The organism is Kutzneria chonburiensis, from assembly GCF_028622115.1.
In the GTDB taxonomy this organism is placed as follows: domain Bacteria; phylum Actinomycetota; class Actinomycetes; order Mycobacteriales; family Pseudonocardiaceae; genus Kutzneria; species Kutzneria chonburiensis.
Genome location: NZ_CP097263.1, coordinates 8548928 through 8565000, shown reverse-complemented (window position 1 = coordinate 8565000; position 16073 = coordinate 8548928). Strand labels below are relative to the sequence as shown.

11 protein-coding genes are annotated in these 16073 nt (G+C 70.6%); 3 read left to right on the top strand and 8 right to left on the bottom strand.

Annotated elements, in window-relative coordinates; translation table 11 throughout:
• Positions 1-449 precede the first annotated feature (449 nt).
• Together M3Q35_RS39995 and M3Q35_RS39990 are read right to left on the bottom strand one after the other, a co-directional pair.
• Positions 450-4250, bottom strand: a complete 3801-nt coding sequence (locus M3Q35_RS39995; RefSeq protein ID WP_273937766.1) for an FkbM family methyltransferase — start codon at positions 4248-4250, stop codon at positions 450-452.
• Positions 4251-4444: 194 nt separating this feature from the next.
• Positions 4445-5791, bottom strand: coding sequence for a glutamine synthetase family protein (locus tag M3Q35_RS39990; protein WP_273937765.1), 1347 nt, complete (start codon positions 5789-5791; stop codon positions 4445-4447).
• Between the two features lie 143 nt (positions 5792-5934).
• Between M3Q35_RS39990 and M3Q35_RS39985 the strand changes: the two genes are divergently transcribed.
• On the top strand, positions 5935-7194 hold the full coding sequence (locus M3Q35_RS39985; RefSeq protein ID WP_273937764.1) for an MFS transporter: 1260 nt from the start codon (positions 5935-5937) through the stop codon (positions 7192-7194).
• Here the strand turns inward: M3Q35_RS39985 and M3Q35_RS39980 are convergent.
• Positions 7191-8744: an alpha/beta hydrolase gene (locus M3Q35_RS39980; RefSeq protein ID WP_379794523.1), complete on the bottom strand. Its 1554-nt coding sequence runs from the start codon at positions 8742-8744 to the stop codon at positions 7191-7193. The genes M3Q35_RS39985 and M3Q35_RS39980 overlap by 4 nt on opposite strands.
• Positions 8745-8903: 159 nt before the next feature.
• On the opposite strand from M3Q35_RS39980, the gene M3Q35_RS39975 reads away from it, so the two are divergent.
• Together M3Q35_RS39975 and panB are read left to right on the top strand one after the other, a co-directional pair.
• A complete protein-coding gene (locus M3Q35_RS39975) occupies positions 8904-10634 on the top strand; it encodes an NAD+ synthase (RefSeq protein WP_273937763.1) in 1731 nt (576 codons plus the stop codon).
• A 115-nt stretch (positions 10635-10749) separates the two neighbouring features.
• The gene (panB, locus tag M3Q35_RS39970) at positions 10750-11622 is read left to right on the top strand and encodes a 3-methyl-2-oxobutanoate hydroxymethyltransferase (RefSeq protein ID WP_273937762.1); all 873 of its coding nucleotides are present in this window, start codon (positions 10750-10752) and stop codon (positions 11620-11622) included.
• A gap of 82 nt (positions 11623-11704) precedes the next feature.
• On the opposite strand, the gene npdG is transcribed toward panB, so the two are convergent.
• Genes npdG through M3Q35_RS39945 form a run of 5 tightly spaced genes read right to left on the bottom strand, consistent with a single transcriptional unit; the run spans position 11705 to position 16071 of the window.
• Complete coding sequence (npdG, locus tag M3Q35_RS39965) at positions 11705-12373, bottom strand: NADPH-dependent F420 reductase (RefSeq protein ID WP_273937761.1); 669 nt, start codon at positions 12371-12373, stop codon at positions 11705-11707.
• Positions 12366-13796 (bottom strand): RNB domain-containing ribonuclease, encoded by a 1431-nt coding sequence (locus M3Q35_RS39960; RefSeq protein ID WP_379794522.1) that lies wholly within the window; start codon positions 13794-13796, stop codon positions 12366-12368. The genes npdG and M3Q35_RS39960 overlap by 8 nt, the downstream gene beginning before the upstream one ends.
• Positions 13797-13854: 58 nt before the next feature.
• Positions 13855-14436: a hypothetical protein gene (locus tag M3Q35_RS39955; protein ID WP_273937759.1), complete on the bottom strand. Its 582-nt coding sequence runs from the start codon at positions 14434-14436 to the stop codon at positions 13855-13857.
• A gap of 11 nt (positions 14437-14447) precedes the next feature.
• Complete coding sequence (locus tag M3Q35_RS39950; protein WP_273937757.1) at positions 14448-15467, bottom strand: C40 family peptidase; 1020 nt, start codon at positions 15465-15467, stop codon at positions 14448-14450.
• Between the two features lies 1 nt (position 15468).
• The gene (locus tag M3Q35_RS39945) at positions 15469-16071 is read right to left on the bottom strand and encodes a hypothetical protein (RefSeq protein WP_273937756.1); all 603 of its coding nucleotides are present in this window, start codon (positions 16069-16071) and stop codon (positions 15469-15471) included.
• Positions 16072-16073 lie beyond the last annotated feature (2 nt).

The following is a 16073-nucleotide window of genomic DNA, read 5'->3' as shown; positions in this document are numbered from 1 at the left end:
GACTAGTACAAACTGGCATTTCAATCCAGTTTAACCATCTCAAAGGAACCCACTAAGGGGTTTATTCATTCAAGTACTGGCTATTACAGTACGCTGTTGAGTTCTCAAAGAACACACGCACACCATCTCGCGCCGCAATTTCTTGCGGTTGATCCGGGGCGGCAGTTAATGTCACTGCGGTGTTTCAAAGCTTATCCGGTCTGGTTTTCCCTGTCAAATCGGCTCTGAGAGTCGAACTTCTGGGGTTCCAGGCCCGGCGGTCGCACACTCTACCACGTTCTCACGGGAGCTTGTTTCGCGACCTAGGATCTTGGTGTCTTCGCTCGTCCTCGCCGGCCCTTGCGGTCCGGGGCGAGTCCGTGTTGCGCTGACAGAGAGAAAGTTACTCAGGTCGATCACCGAAGTCAAATCGCCTGGTCAGCGTGGTGAACAGCCGGCATCGGTCCTGATCAGACGCCCTTGCCCCGCGGCCGCAGCCACAACGTGGCGCTCCGGGAGTCAGTGGCCTCCAACACTTCCTCCGGGCTGACCGCCCGTTGCAGGTGCACCGGCACCAGGTCGTAACCCCAGGTGCGGAACTCCCGCAGCGCGGTGATCGGATCATCGCCCAGATCGCTGATCGCCGACGGGGAGAACGCGCACAACACGTGCGGGCGATCCCTACGCAGCAACCGCACCAGGCCCCCGAGGGCTCGGTGTTCCCGCCCCGGCGCATCCACCTTCACCACCGACAACCGCATGCCGGCCAGGCTGGGGATGCTCTCCAGCTCCTTGTCCAGCCGCACGCCGCGAACCAGGCCGCCCAGCTCGACCGGCTTGTTCTCGTCCATCGGCTCGAGCACCGGCGCCCCGCCGGCGAACTGCATGGCACCGGCAGCCTGGTTCTCCACGGGCGCCACGGCGGCGTGCACGGGCGGGCCGGGGTTCGGCCGCACCGACACCCCACCGGTCAGCGCGGGCTCGGCCAACAGGTCCGTCGCCTGGTCCCACGCCGCGCCTTCGACAACGACCAGCCGGTCGGCGATCTGCGGCGACAGGTTCACGCTCACGTTGTGCCGCAACAGCCGCCGCACCGAGTCGGACGGCTCCACGGCCACCACGGCCCCGCTGGTGCCGAGCATGCTCAGCACCCTGATCGTGTGATAGCCGACGTGCGCGCCGACGTCGACGAACACGCCGTCCGGCTCGACCAGCGAGTCGATCAGCCCGGACAGCTCCGGCTCCCACACCCCGTTGCTCGACAGCAGCGGCAGCATGAGCGCGTCCTCGGACGGCAGCCGCAGCAGGCCCACGTCGCAGAGCACGAGCGAACTCGACACTCCCTCGACCGCGCCGCCGTGCCGCTCGTGCTCACGCACCACCACACGCCGCAGCGCGTCGGACGTGTGCAGCGCCTGGTCCGCGGACCGCAGCCCGGACTCGAGCCGCCCGTCGCGCTCACGCAGGTTCTCCGCGACCTTCGACTCCAGGGCGTCAATCCGGTCCAGCGTCTTGTCCAGCATCAACGTCAGCCGGTCGAGCCGGTCGGCCAGCGTGTCCATCTGCTTGGTCCGCTTGGCCGCTTCGGCCACCAGCGCGTCCTCCAGCTCACGCATGCGCCGTCCCTGGCCGGCCAGGTCGGCGGTCACGCGCACCACGCCGTCGTCGGTGCTGACGAGTTGGTCGCCGAGCTGCGAGTGCCGGTCCACGAGCCGTTCGAAGTCGGCACGCAGGCCTTCCAGCTCGACCAGTCCGCCGACTTCACGGATCTCGTCCTGCCGGCGGTGCAGCTCGCCGGCGGTGCGCTCGATGCCGTCGAGCACGGTGCCGAGCACGTCGCGCAGGTGGTTGTCGTAGTGGTTGAGGACCCGCAGCACGCCCTTGCGCAGCGCCGGCGCCATCGGCATGCGGCTGGCCACGTCGACATCGGGCTGCCGCAGCAGCGCGTGCTTGGCCGAGTGCAGCGGTCCGAGCGGGTCGGTGTCGTTGCCCGTACGGGAGGCCGAGCGCCGCGCACGCCACGTGCGGTATGCGTGCTCGACGCGCTCCTTGAGCTGGTCGGCCACCTTGGGCAGGGAGTACGCGCGCAGCAGGTGCCAGCGGCCGGTCCGCGACAGCCGGTCGGCGGCCTCGGGGTCGTCGGCGACTTCGCGCAGCAGCTTGGACGCCACCTCGATGTCCGGCTCCGTGCCGCCGTGATGGCACGGCACGAGCACGGCGGTGTCGGTGTCGAACAGCTCCGTGACGACGCCGTGCGCGCTGGCGATCACCGGCACGCCGCGCGCAGCGGCCTCGGTGAGGCCCCACGCGAGCAGGTCGGAGCCGCCGCCGCGGTGCAGCGACAGCGCCCAGTCGGCGGCGTCGAGCAGGAACGGCAGGCTGATCGGGTCCTCGACCAGGCGAATCCGAGGATCCGTCGCGGTCGCCAGGCGGAGTCGCTCGGCTGCCTCCGGGTGCTCGGCCGAGCCCGTGACGGCGAGCAGCAGCAACACGTCCTGCCGGTCCGGGAAGGCGGCGAGGAAGGCCGACACCGCGCCGAGGGCGTTGCCAACGCGCTCGGCGGCGTGATCGACAACGGTGGCGAAGACCACCTCGTCGCCGATCTTGTGCGCCGACCGCGACGAAGCCCGGGCCGCCTCCTCGCGGGCCGGCCGGTCGAGCACCGGCAGCGTGATCGTCCGCACCGGCACGGTCATCGTCTGTTCCAGGGCCAGGCGGGTCGTCTCGGAGGTGACCCACACCTCGTTCGGCTCGATCGGGCCGCCGATCGGACCCGGGCCGGTGCGCACGGCGACGACGTAGCGCTCGGCCGGAGCCGAGACTTCGTCATCACACAGCAGCACGACCGGGTAGCCGGGCTCGGTCGCCGCCGGCAGACCTGAGGAACGCGCGGACGCCGCGACGAGGTCCGCGACCCACCCGCTGCCCAGCACCGAGACGCCGAGCTGCGCCAGCAACGCGGTCTCGCCGCCGGGGCGCTTGGGCACGGCGTCGAGGTGCACGCGGCCGCTCGCGACGCCGGGTCCGGCGCACCACTCACGGAACACCTGGCTGTCCGCGCCGAACGGCTCCTCGAACTGTCCTTGCAGCGCGGGATCGTCCTGCCACACCGCGAACGCCCACCGCGTGGAGCCGGGCAGGCCGTCGACCTCTTCGGCCGCCCACGCGACGAACTCGTGCTGCGCGGTACCGAAGGCCGGCGCCGGCGGCAGTTCGCCCGCACGGTCGGCGGCGAGCAATGCTCGGCGGTACTCCGCGCGCAGCCCGGTGGGCAGGCTCGTGCCGTCGGCCAGGTGCCCGAAGCCATACTCGGTTCGCTCCTGGCCGAGGCCGTGTCGTACCAGCTCGTTGCGGTACGTCGTGCAGAGCTCGGCCAGCAGCGGGTGCTCGGACAGCAGCACGCGGGGCCGCGCGGTGACGTCCGCGGACAGCAGCCACGGCCGCAGGGGGTCGAAGCCGCTGAAGTGCACGGTGCGCAGGGCACGGCCGTCGATCTGGAGTTCGCCGTCGGTCTCGGCAAGCTGGCGCTGTCCGGCGTTCCACACCGACAGGCCGATGCCCGGGTCGCGCAGCACCTCGTGGTCGACCAGCGCCGGGGCGCTGTCGAGGAAGGTCGCACCGGTCTCCGGCGCCTGCCGGACCGTGTCGAACCAGGTGTGCAGGAACGCCTCGGCGCCGGGGGCCACGGCCACGAAACCCGCGTCGTAGACACCGGCAGCGGCCAGTTCCTCGGGCGTGGGGCGCATGCCGTCGTCCGACAGCGGGCGCAGCACGCGCGGCGCCAACACCAGCGGCTTACGGGCGAGCGCGGGCACGACCTGGTCGGCGATCGAGCCGACGACCTGCACGGACGGGTCGAGGTAGAGCACGGGGCCGCCGTCGGCCAGCAGGCGCTCCAGCAGTCGCGGCCGCAGCACGGCGCAGAGCTGCTCAGAGGTGCAGGCGGTGGCCAGTTCGGCCAGCTCACGGTCACCGATGCCGATGTCGGCCGGCGCCAGCACGCCCTGGCCGGTGGTCGTGGGATCGGCGTCGACGATGAGCGCCACGAAACGGCCGTTGCCGTGCACGGTCAGGAAAGCCGCGCCCAGCGTGCGGACCGCGGGCAGCTGCGCCTTCGTCGCGACTGTGCAGGCGCTCAGCACGGGCTGCTCGGGAAGTGCGATCGACGGCGGCACATCCGGCCCGCTCGCACCGGCGGGACCGAAGCCGACCCGGACCACCGGGGTGCTGGGCTCGTCGGCGGGTAGGCCTGTGGCAGGGACGTCAGTCACGGGCACAACCTAGCCCGATCCCGCGTCGGGTCGAAGTAATGCCGACCGTTGAGCGCCGGCCCGCTGCCCGCGCCCGCGCGCGCCGGGTCCGGCCGCGCGACGCAGCGCGCCGCGCTGGCCAGCCCGAACGCGTCGGAATTGATCAACATCCTGACATCGGCCGCCGTCCCGCGATGAACGACACGCCGACAGCGTCAGAGGATGGGCAGGAAGGTGCTCAGCTCGAACGGGGTGACCTTGCTCCGGTAGGCGTCCCACTCGGCCCGCTTGTTGCGCAGGAAGAACTCGTACACGTGCTCGCCCAGCGTCTCGGCCAGCAGCTCGGAGTGCTCCATCTCGCGCAGCGCCTCGCCGAGGTTCTGCGGCAGGCTCGTGTAGCCGGCCGCGCGCCGCTCGGACTCGGTCAGCGACCAGACGTCGTCCTCGGCCGCCGGCGGCAGCTCGTAGCCTTCCTGCACGCCCTTGAGCCCGGCGGCGATGATCACCGCGTAGGCCAGGTACGGGTTGCAGGCCGAGTCCAGGCTGCGCACCTCGACCCGGCGCGAGGAGGCCTTGCCCGGGGAGTACATCGGCACCCGGACCAGCGCGGACCGGTTGGCGTGGCCCCAGCAGACCGCGGTCGGGGCCTCGCCGCCGACGATGAGCCGCTTGTAGGAGTTGACGAACTGGTTGGTCACGCCGCTGATCTCGCGGGCGTGCTTGAGCAGGCCGGCCACGAACGCCTTGCCGGTGGCCGACAGCTCGTACGGGTCCTCGGCGTCGTAGAACGCGTTGCCGTCGCCCTCGAACAGGCTGACGTGCGTGTGCATGCCGGAGCCGGGCTGGTCGGTGAACGGCTTGGGCATGAAGGAGGCCCGCACGCCCTGCGTGATCGCCACCTCCTTGACCACGTACCGGAAGGTCATCACGTTGTCGGCCATGGTCAGCGCGTCGGCGTAGCGCAGGTCGATCTCCTGCTGGCCGGGCGCGTTCTCGTGGTGGCTGAACTCCACCGAGATGCCCATCGCCTCCAGCGCCTCGATGGCGTGCCGGCGGAAGTGCGGCGCGGTGTCATGGCTGGCCTGGTCGAAGAAGCCGCCGTTGTCGGCCGGCACCGGCTCGCGGCCGTCGTTGTTGAGCTCGCGGAGCAGGAAGAACTCGATCTCCGGGTGCACGTAGCAGGTGAAGCCGGCCTCGCTGGCCTTGGACAGGGTCCGGCGCAGCACGTGCCGCGGGTCGGCCCAGGACGGCGACCCGTCCGGCATGGCGATGTCGCAGAACATGCGCGCCGAGTAGTGCCCGCCGCCGCCGGCCGCCTCCCAGGGCAGCACCTGGAACGTCGACGGGTCGGGCTTGGCCACCATGTCCGACTCGTAGACGCGGGAGAAGCCCTCGATGGCCGAGCCGTCGAAGCCGATGCCCTCGGAGAAAGCACCCTCGAGCTCGGCCGGCGCGACCGCGACGGACTTGAGATACCCGAGCACGTCGGTGAACCACAGCCGGACAAACCGGATGTCGCGTTCCTCCAACGTGCGCAGCACGAACTCCTGCTGGCGGTCCATGAGCGCAGCGTAGGCAGCCCTCGTTAACGGCATGTTTCGGGGGCCCGCGACCTTCGGCGAGGTTGCCCCGATCGGGCACAGCGTGTACGACCGAGCAACGCCGTCAGTCACCGATCACGCACGTCGGATCAGGGAGGACAGGCATGACCACCAGTGCCACCCGGCCACGTCTCACACCCGACCAGCGCAGTTCGTTCACCGCGGCCCTGCTCGGCTGGTCGATGGACGCCTTCGACTACTTCCTCGTGGTGCTGGTCTACGCCGACATCGGCGCGGAGTTCAAGGTCTCGCTCACGCAGATGGCCTTCCTGACCACCGTCACGCTGCTGATGCGGCCGGTCGGGGCGTTCCTGTTCGGACTGTGGGCCGACCGGGTGGGCCGGCGCATCCCGCTGATGACCGACGTCGTCTTCTACTCGACCATCGGTTTCCTGTGCGCCTTCGCCCCCAACTACACCGTGCTGCTGGTGCTGCGGCTGCTGTACGGCATCGGCATGGGCGGCGAGTGGGGCCTGGGCGCGGCGCTGGCCATGGAGAAGCTGCCGGCCGACCGGCGCGGCTTCTTCTCCGGCGTGCTCCAGCAGGGCTACTCGATGGGGTACCTGCTGGCCTCGCTCGCGTACCTGGTGCTGCACGGCTGGGCCGGGCTGTCGTGGCGGTGGCTGTTCGCGCTCAGCATCATCCCGGCGCTGATCAGCCTGCTGATCCGGGCCCGGGTCAAGGAGTCCGAGGTCTGGGAGACGACGCAGCAGAAGCTCAAGGCCCACAACACGTCGCTGCGTACGGTGATCTTCACCGCCCCGGTGCTGCGCCGGTTCGGGTACCTGGTGCTGCTGATGACCGCGTTCAACTGGATGAGCCACGGCACGCAGGACGTGTACCCGACCTTCCTGAAGGCGACCCAGCACGGCGGCGCCGGCCTGTCACCCACCACGGCCGGCTGGATCGCCATCATCTACAACATCGGTGCCATGATCGGCGGCACCGTCTTCGGCACGCTGTCCGAACGCTACGGCCGGCGCTACACGATCGTGTTCTGCTCGCTGATCGGGTTGCCGATCGTGCCGCTGTTCGCGTTCTCGCAGACCGCGGCGTTGCTGTGCCTCGGCTCGTTCCTGATGCAGATCGCGGTGCAGGGCGCCTGGGGCGTGATCCCGGCGCACCTCACCGAGATGTCGCCGGACGCCATCCGCGGCTTCTATCCCGGCGTGACCTACCAGCTCGGCAACTGCCTGGCCGCGTTCAACCTGCCGATCCAGGAGGCGCTGGCCTCCAGCCACGGCTATCCGTTCGCGCTGACCGTGACGGTGATGCCGGTGCTGGCGATCCTGGCCGTGCTGACCTTCTTCGGCAAGGAGGCCAAGGGAATCGAGTTCGGCCGGGCCGTGGAGACGACCACTTAGGACGAACACCGGGGGTCGGCCGCCGGCAGCTTCAGGTCGACCAGGTAGGCCACGCCGACCTGGTCGACGCAGTCGCTGCCCTGGAGGAACGCGGTGTGCTGGGTTCCCTGGTACGTCAGGAGAAAGCCCCCGAGCGCGCCGGCAAGGTTGACGCCGGCCTGGTACGGCGTGGCGGGGTCGTTGGTGGTGGAGACGACCAGCGTCGCCGGCAGGCCGCTGACCTTGGGCAGGTGAGGCTGGCTCGTGTTCGGCACCGGCCAGTAGGAGCAGGCGTCGCCGGCCGAGGCCGTGGGCAACGGCTGGCCGTTGTCCAGGAACGGCGCGGCCTGCGTGGCCCGGCGCTCGGTGTCCAGCTCGGTGGCGAGGTCCTTGGACTGCGGGTTGTCCACACACTGCACGGCCGTGAAGGCGTCCTGCTCGTTGGAGTACTTGCCGTCGGTGCCGCGGCCGTCGTACAGGTCGGCCATGGTCATCAGGGTCAGGCCGACGCCCCGCTTCAGCTGCACCAGGCCGCTGTTCAGGGTCTCCCACAGCTGCTCGGTGTACAGCGCCTGGATGGTCGCGATGGTGGCGTCGGCGAAGGCCAGCTTGCGCCCGTCTCCGGTGTCGACCGGGTTCTTGACCAGCGGGATCACCAGGTCGTGATAGGCCTGCACGGCCTTGCCGGCGTCCTTGCCCAGCGCGCAGTCCTGGCGCTTCACACACCAGGCGGCGAACTGCTCGAACGCCTTCTGGAAGCCGGCCGACTGGGCCACCGACTGGTCGGCCGGACTCTGGCTGGGGTCGACGGCCCCGTCCAGGACCATCGCCCGCACGTTGGCCGGGAACTGCTCGGCGTAGGTGGTGCCGAGGAACGTCCCGTACGAGAAGCCGAGGTAGGTCAGCTTCTTGTCGCCGAGGGCCGAGCGCATCACGTCGAGGTCCTTGGCCACGTCCCGCGTGCCGATGTTGGCCAGCAGGTCGGCGCCGCTGCGCTGGGCGCACTTCGACGTGTAGTCCTTGAGCTGCTGGACCTGCTTGGCCACGCCGGCGGCCGACGAGTCCTCGATGTCGTCGGCGCGCTGCTGGTCCCGTTCAGCGTCGGTGAGGCAGTGCACGGACGGCTCGCTCGAGCCGATACCGCGGGGGTCGAAGCCGACGAGGTCGAAACGCTTGCCCAGGTCGTTGCCGGCGACCGCGCCGGCCAGCGACGCCGCCGCGTCGACACCGGAGGCGCCGGGGCCGCCCGGGTTGATCAGCAGGGAACCGATGCGCTGGCCGGTGGCCTTGCGGCGGAGCAGACCGAGGGTGATCGTCTTGCCGTCCGGCTTGGTGTAGTCCAGCGGCACCGTCAGCCGGGCGCATTTCAGCTCGGGCGTGGACTTGAACAGTTTCCGGTCGGTGTCCGACGAGGCGTAGTCGTCGCACGCGCCCCAGCCCAGCTGCTGGCCGTAGAACTTCTCCAGGCCCGGCGGCACCGTGCCGGCCGGACCGGCCTGCTCGAAGTGGACGCCGGCTTCCGCCTGGCCGTCGGACACGGACGTGCAGCCACCGGCCGCCAAAGTGATCACGGCGAGTAGCGCTACGAGCGGCAGGGAGTGAGAACGACGTGGGCGCACCTGTCGATCGTGCCATCCGGGGACTCCGAACGAGGGACACGCCGACGACCTTCGTGATCCCTGCGCCACAGATCCCGCCCGGTCAGCGGGGAGGTAAGGGAGAATCACCGCATGCCGCAACTGCGCATCGCCCTCGCTCAGGTCAACCCCCGGGTAGGCGACCTGGCCGGCAACGCCGACCTGGTCGTCGAGTGGAGCCGCAAGGCCGCCGAGTCCGGCGCGCACGTGGTTGCGTTCCCGGAGATGGTGCTCACCGGCTACCCGGTCGAGGACCTGGCCCTGCGGCACTCCTTCGCACAGGCCTCCCGGGCCGCCGTCGACGAGCTGGCCGAGCGGCTGGCCGACCTGGGCTGCGGCGAGCTGCTGGCCGTCGTCGGCTACCTGGACCGGGACGAGGCCGGTGTGCGCAACGCGGCGGCGATCATCCACCGCGGCCAGGTCGTCGCCCGCTACGCCAAGCACCACCTGCCCAACTACGGCGTCTTCGACGAATACCGCTACTTCGTGCCGGGCAGCAAGCTGCCGATCGTGCGCCTGCACGGCACCGACATCGGCTTCGTGATCTGCGAGGACATCTGGCAGGACGGCGGTCCGATCGCCGCTCTGGGGCAGGCCGCCGTTGACCTGGTCGTGTGCATCAACGGCTCGCCGTACGAGCGGAACAAGGACGACGTCCGGGCCAAGCTGGTGGCGTCACGGGCGGCCGAGGCCGGCGCGCCCATCGCGTACGTGAACATGGTCGGCGGCCAGGACGAGCTGGTGTTCGACGGCGACTCGCTGGTCATCGACGCGCAGGGCGAGCTGCTGGCCCGGGCGCCGCAGTTCGTGGAGCACCTGCTGGTGCTCGACCTGGACCTGCCGGCCGGCCAGGGCACGTCGGTGGAGCCGATCGACGGCTTCGACGTGACCCGGGTGACGCTGGAGTCGGCCGAGCTGCCGGGCTACGAGCCGCTGCCCGCCCCGGCCCCGGCCGAGCCGCTGTCGGACTGCGCCGAGGTGTGGGGCGCGCTGGTCACCGGCCTGCGCGACTACGTGCACAAGAACGGCTTCCGCTCGGTGATCCTGGGCCTGTCCGGCGGTATCGACTCGGCTGTCGTCGCGTCCATCGCCGTGGACGCGCTCGGGGCCGACGGTGTGTACGGCGTGTCGATGCCGTCCTCGTACTCCTCGGAGCACTCGCGCTCGGACGCGGCGCTGACCGCTTCGCTGACCGGGCTGCACTACGAGACGCAGCCCATCGGCGACATGGTCAAGGTGTACGTGGACCAGCTGGGACTGACCGGCCTGGCCGAGGAGAACATCCAGGCCCGCTGCCGGGGCATGCTGCTGATGGCCCGGTCCAACGCCGACGGGCACCTGGTGCTGGCCACCGGCAACAAGACCGAGCTGGCCGTGGGCTACTCCACCATCTACGGCGACGCGGTCGGCGGCTTCGCGCCGATCAAGGACGTGCCCAAGACGCTGGTCTGGGAACTGGCCCGGTGGCGCAACGCCGAGGCCGCGCGGCGGGGCGAGGCCGGCCCGATCCCGGAGAACTCGATCACCAAGCCGCCGTCGGCCGAGCTGCGGCCGGGGCAGGTCGACGCCGACTCGCTGCCCGACTACGAGCTGCTGGACCGGGTGCTCGACCAGTACGTGGAGGCGGACCACGGCTATGCCGACCTGCTGGCCGGCGGCTTCGACCCGGCGCTGATCGAGCGGGTGGTGCTGATGGTGGACCGGGCCGAGTACAAGCGGCGGCAGTACCCGCCGGGCACCAAGATCAGCCTCAAGGCGTTCGGCCGGGACCGGCGGCTGCCCATCACCAACGCCTGGCGGGAGCACACCCCGATTCCCGTGTGAAGCTGCTCGCACCGTGGGGTCGCGGCGGCTCCACGGTGTCACCCTTGACCCGTAACCATCCATCAGACCCAGGGACCCGCCAGTGGCAGGCCTTGAGGGAAGGACGGTCGGGACAATGACGTCTGCCGAGACCACGGCGCCGTACGGAAACGGGGCGCAGCATGGAACTCAGGCATCCGCCGGCAAGTCAACGCGGAAGGTCCGGATCCACCACCTGCAGGAGCTGAAGGACCGGGGCGAGCCGTGGCCCATGCTCACTGCCTACGACATGTACACCGCCGGGCTGTTCGACGAGGCCGGCATTCCGGTGCTGCTGGTCGGCGACTCCGCGGCCAACAACGTCTACGGCTACGACACCTCGCTGCCGGTCACCGTGGATGAGCTGCTGTTCCTCACCCGCGGCGTGACGCGGTCGGTCAAGAACGCGCTCGTAGTGGCCGACCTGCCGTTCGGCTCGTACCAGGTGTCGGTCGAGCAGGCCGTGACGACCGCGGTGCGGTTCATGAAGGAAGGCCGCGCGCACGCCGTCAAGCTGGAGGGCGGCCGCCGGTTCGCGCCGCACGTCGAGGCCATCGTGGCCGCCGGGATCCCGGTGATGGGCCACATCGGGTTCACCCCGCAGAGCGAGCACCAGCTGGGCGGCTACCGGGTCCAGGGGCGTGACGAGAAGGGCGACGCCGTGCTGGCCGACGCCGTCGCGCTGGAGCAGGCCGGCGCGTTCGCCGTGGTGCTGGAGATGGTGACGGCCGAGGTGGCCAAGCGGGTGACCCACGAGCTGCGGATCCCGACCGTCGGCATCGGCGCGGGCCCCGACTGCGACGCCCAGGTCCTGGTGTGGACCGACATGGCCGGCATGCGCCGCGGCAAGATGCCGCGCTTCGTGAAGCAGTACGCCGACATGGCGTCGGTGCTGGGCAACGCGGCCAGCGAGTTCGCCGCCGAGGTCCGCGGCCGGGCGTTCCCCGGCCCGGAGCACTCGTTCCACTGAGCTTCAAGCCGGCCTTTTGTCACATGCGCTCCGCACTTGCCGTTTGAAGGCAAGTGCGGAGCGCATGTGACATCTGGTCTCGTTAGATGTCGGTGACGCGCAGGCCGGCGTGGGCCTTGTAGCGGCGGTTGACCGCGATCAGGTTCGCGGTGAGCGCCTCGACCTGGCCGGCGTTGCGCAGCCGGCCGGCGTACACACCACGCATGCCGGGCACGGCGTCGGCCAGCCCGCGGACCACGTCGGTGGCCTCGCGGTCGTCGCCCAGCACCAGCACGTCGGTGTCGATCGACTCGACCGCCGGGTCGACCAGGTGCACGGCCGAAACGTGGTGGAACGCGGCGGTGACCCGGGAGTCCGGCAGCAGGGCCTCGGCCTGCTGGGCCGCGCTGCCCTCCTCGACGGGCAGCGCGTGCGGGCCCTGCTTGTCGAAGCCCAGCGGGTTGACGCAGTCGATCACGATCTTACCGGCCAGCGCCTCGCGCAGCGACGCCAGCAGCTCGCCGTGGCCGTCCCACGGCACGGCGACCAGCACCACGTCGGCCTTGCTCGCGGTCTCCAGGTTGTCGGCGCCGGCGACGTTGTCCACGCCGGCCAGCTCCCGCAGCTCCTTGGCCGTGGTCTCGGCCCGGTCGGCGCTGCGCGAGCCGATGACGACCTTCAGGCCGGCCTTGGCCCACCGGAACGCCAGCCCCTTGCCCTGGGGACCGGTGCCGCCGAGCACGCCCACCGTCAGGTCACCGATTTCAGTCACGATCTACCTCTTTCGAATACCGCTCGAAGGACACCTTGCGTCGGGTGGTGTCCGCCTCGACGAGCCGGACCGTGATCCGCTCGCCCTCGGGTAGCTCGCTGCCGCTGCACTTGGCCATCACCGGCGGCTCGGTGACGAAGACCTCGCCGCTGTTGGTCTCGGCGCGCAGCACCACGGCGTCGAAGACGTCGCCGACGCTGCCGGCGAGCACCCATGCCTCCACCTGGTCGAGGCAAGCACGTTCCACCTTGGCCGCCAATGCGTCTGAGACGGACATCAAGTGCGGCAGTTCCGGCAGGGCCTGCCGCACCCACGGCGGAACCTCGGCCCCGGCGGTCGTGGCCAGGCAGCATTCGGTGGCGAAACGGTCGACCAGCCGCCGCAGCGGGGCCGTGACGTGCGCATACGGTGCGCCGACGCCGGCGTGCGAGGTCACAGCGGGCTCGGTGCCGTCGAAGGCGGTGTAGCCGGCGCCTCGGAGCAGCCGTGTCGCCGCTACGTACATGGCGAGCGACTCGGGGCGGTTGGGGTCGAGGCCGGCGAGCAGCCGGGCCGGGCTCTCGCCGTCCGGCCATTCCACGCGCGAGGCGGTGGCCGCCTTGTGCAGGCCGGAGACGGCGTCGGCGTCGGCCGACGGCAGCGTCCGCAGCACGCCGACACGGGCGTCGATCATGATTTTGGCCGCGCACATGCCCGTGAGCAGGGAGATCTCGGCGTTCCAGGCCTCGATGTCGGAGCGCAGCCGGACCCGCAGCACCCATTCGCCGTCCTCGGCCGGGCTGACCTGCTGCTCCGGCAGCTGGAGTTCGACGGCACCGCGCTCGGCCGCCATGGCTCGGCGCAGCCGGCCGACGTCGGGCAGCAGCTCGACCGAGGGATGCGGCTTGCCAGCGAGCAGGCTGGCCTGCACTCCCTCGTAATCGAGACGGGCGACGGACCGCACGAGCGCGCGGCGTACGACCACGCCCTCGGGATTGCCGTCCGCGTCGAGGTCGATCGTCCACAGCACCGAGGGGCGAACCTGCTCGGGCAGCAGGCTCGCGGCGCCCTCGGACAACACCGGCGGATGCAGCGGCACGGTGCCGTCGGGCAGGTAGAGCGTCTGCCCGCGCCGCTTCACCTCGTTGTCCAGGGCACCGCCGGGCGGCACGAAACCGCCGAGGTCGGCGATGGCGTAGTGGACGCGGTAGCCGCGCTGCCGGCGTTCGATCAGCACGGCCTGGTCGAGATCCTTCGAACCCGGCGGATCGATCGTGACCAGCGGCAACGCCGTGGCATCCAGGCGCGGGCCGCCCCGGACGTCGTCCAGCGCCTGCTCCGCCTCGGTCAGCGCGGCCGGCGGGAAATCCTCACGCAGCCCGAACTCGCTCCGGATCGCAGCGAAGTCCCGCCCGGCGCCACTGGTTGTGAACGTCCTGGACACCACACCCGAAACCTTAGACAACCCGATCCGCGAATGTCGTTCACGTCGCGGCCCGGCGTCACCAGTTCTGCTGCTCCGGCGTGGTCGGGTAGCGGTACGGGTCCTGCTGGAAGCCGCGCGGCGGGGTCGGCGGCGGGCCCGGCTGCTGGGTGTTCGGACCTGGCTGCTGAGGGAATCCCGGCGGCGGCGTCTGCGGCGGCGCCATGCCGGCCGGCTCGACGCGGCCGTGCCGGTTGTGCGGGATCGGGTCAAGCACCGAGACCAGCGCGGTCGTCTGCTCCGGGTTCTCCACCAGCGTGCCGCTGCGGCTGCGGTAGACGATCTCGCCGTCGGAGTCGATCTCCATCAGATAGCCGGCCTCGGCCAGCTGCTCCTCGTCCAGGTCGACCAGCCGCTCGTAGCGGGACGGCACCACCCGGTACACCGGCCACTGGAGATGGGCGTAGGCCTGGTGGAACTGGGCGATCAGAGTGGCGAACTGCTGCTGCCAGGGCAGCGGCATCGACTCGGCCAGCGACCGCGGCAGCACCGCGTAGCCGGCGTCGACACCCTGGTTGGTCGAGTTCAGGTAGTCGCTCAGCGGCGTGCTCGACGCCGGTCTGCCGGCCGGCCGCGGAATGGGCTCTGGCGTGAATTTCATGACGCCTCCTGCTACACGCCGGGCCGTACGGCCTGGGGGACGACCTCGGCCTCGGTGAAGCTGAACGGCCGGATGTGGATCGGGATGCCGAAGTCCTGGGCCTCGATGATCTTGTGGTCACCGAGGTACATGGCCACGTGGTGGATGGTGGCCAGGTTGCTCTTGTCGGTGGCCAGGAACACCAGGTCGCCCGGTTGGGCCTGGTCGACCGGCAGCATCGCGCCGGCGTGGTACTGGTCGGCCGCCACCCGGGGCAGCTGGATGCCGGCGGCCAGGTAGGCCTGCTGCATCAGACCCGAGCAGTCGTAGCCGACCGGGCCGTTGCCGCCCCAGATGTAGGGCTTGCCCAGCTGCTGCATGGCGTAGGCGATGGCCTTGGCCGCCGCCTGGTTGGCCGGCAGGGCCAGGCCGGCCAGGCCCGCCTGCTGGCCGCAGCCGGTCGGGTCGGCGATGTCGCCGACCGTCTTGATCAGGTCGGCGGCCATCGCCTCCCACTTGTCGTAGGCGCCGGGGAAGGCCGACCGCTCCACCGCCTGCGCGGCGTCGCCGGGCCGCAGCTGCTGCCAGTTCGGGATCTTGGTCAGCACGTCGTAGAACTTGTTGACCTCGTAGTTGATGTCCAGCAGCTGGGCCTCGGTGCCCCAGCCCATGGTGAACCGCATCTGGAAGATGCCGCGGGAGTCCGGGCCGGCCGCGTCGCCGTGGGTCACGTTGGTGAGGCTCGACTCCTGCATGCCGGCCTGGATGGCCACCTGCCAGGCCAGCGGCGGCAGCTGCCGGCCCTTGCCGATCGAGATGATCTGGGCCGCGATGCCGCGCTGGTCGGCGGACAGCCGGCCGGCCAGTCCCTCGCCGGCCGCCGCGTCGCCGACCGTGTCGGCCCACGGGCCGATCGCCGCGTTGCAGTTGGCCATCCGGAACAGGTTCAGCGCCTGCTGCTGGGTGTTGACCACCGACGTCACCGTGATGGTGACCAGGAACAGGCCGGCCACCAGGCCGACCGCCACCCCGACGATGATCCAGACCCTCATGTCAGCCGGCCTTGTCGTACTTGGAGACCCGCCAGCCCTGGTTCGGCGTGGTGATCACCGTGACCTGGATGGTGCCGCCGTCCGTCGGCACGTCGGCGACGACCGAGCTGGTCGTCGAGTCCACCGAGACCGCCGCGCCGGTCACCTTGGTCGCCGGCACGTTGGCCGGGTCCACCGTGCCCATCTGCGGCAGGAACTCGTCGGTGGTGTAGGGCTTGAGCTGCTCCAGCCACTGCTGGTTGGTGATGCCGGCCGGGTGCTTGGCCCAGGCCGTCACCCACTTCTGGGCCACGTCCAGCGCCTGCGGGGCCGGCGGGGCCGGCGTCGGGCTCAGCAGCGGCGAGGTCAGCCGGGTCGGCTGCGTCGTCGTTGTCGTCGTGTCCGTCGACTGGTTCGACGTGCCCCCGCTGCTCGTGCCCGAGGTCGTGTCACCCGTCGGCTGCGCCGAGCCCGTCGAGGGGGCCTTCGGGATCACCATCGCCACGATGATGCCCAGCGCCACGATGATGATCACGAACGTGATCAGGTGCCGCGGCGAGCGCAGCGGCCAGCCCCACAGCTTGCGGTACACCGCGGACCGGCCCCGGTTGGTGCGGATCGGCATCG

Coding starts and splice junctions, on each gene's coding strand:
- M3Q35_RS39985 (WP_273937764.1), top strand. CDS start 5,935: ATGACCACCAGTGCCACCCGGCCACGTCTCACACCCGACCAGCGCAGT.
- panB (WP_273937762.1), top strand. CDS start 10,750: ATGACGTCTGCCGAGACCACGGCGCCGTACGGAAACGGGGCGCAGCAT.
- M3Q35_RS39990 (WP_273937765.1), bottom strand. CDS start 5,791: ATGGACCGCCAGCAGGAGTTCGTGCTGCGCACGTTGGAGGAACGCGAC.
- M3Q35_RS39975 (WP_273937763.1), top strand. CDS start 8,904: ATGCCGCAACTGCGCATCGCCCTCGCTCAGGTCAACCCCCGGGTAGGC.
- M3Q35_RS39945 (WP_273937756.1), bottom strand. CDS start 16,071: ATGCCGATCCGCACCAACCGGGGCCGGTCCGCGGTGTACCGCAAGCTG.
- M3Q35_RS39955 (WP_273937759.1), bottom strand. CDS start 14,436: ATGAAATTCACGCCAGAGCCCATTCCGCGGCCGGCCGGCAGACCGGCG.
- M3Q35_RS39950 (WP_273937757.1), bottom strand. CDS start 15,467: ATGAGGGTCTGGATCATCGTCGGGGTGGCGGTCGGCCTGGTGGCCGGC.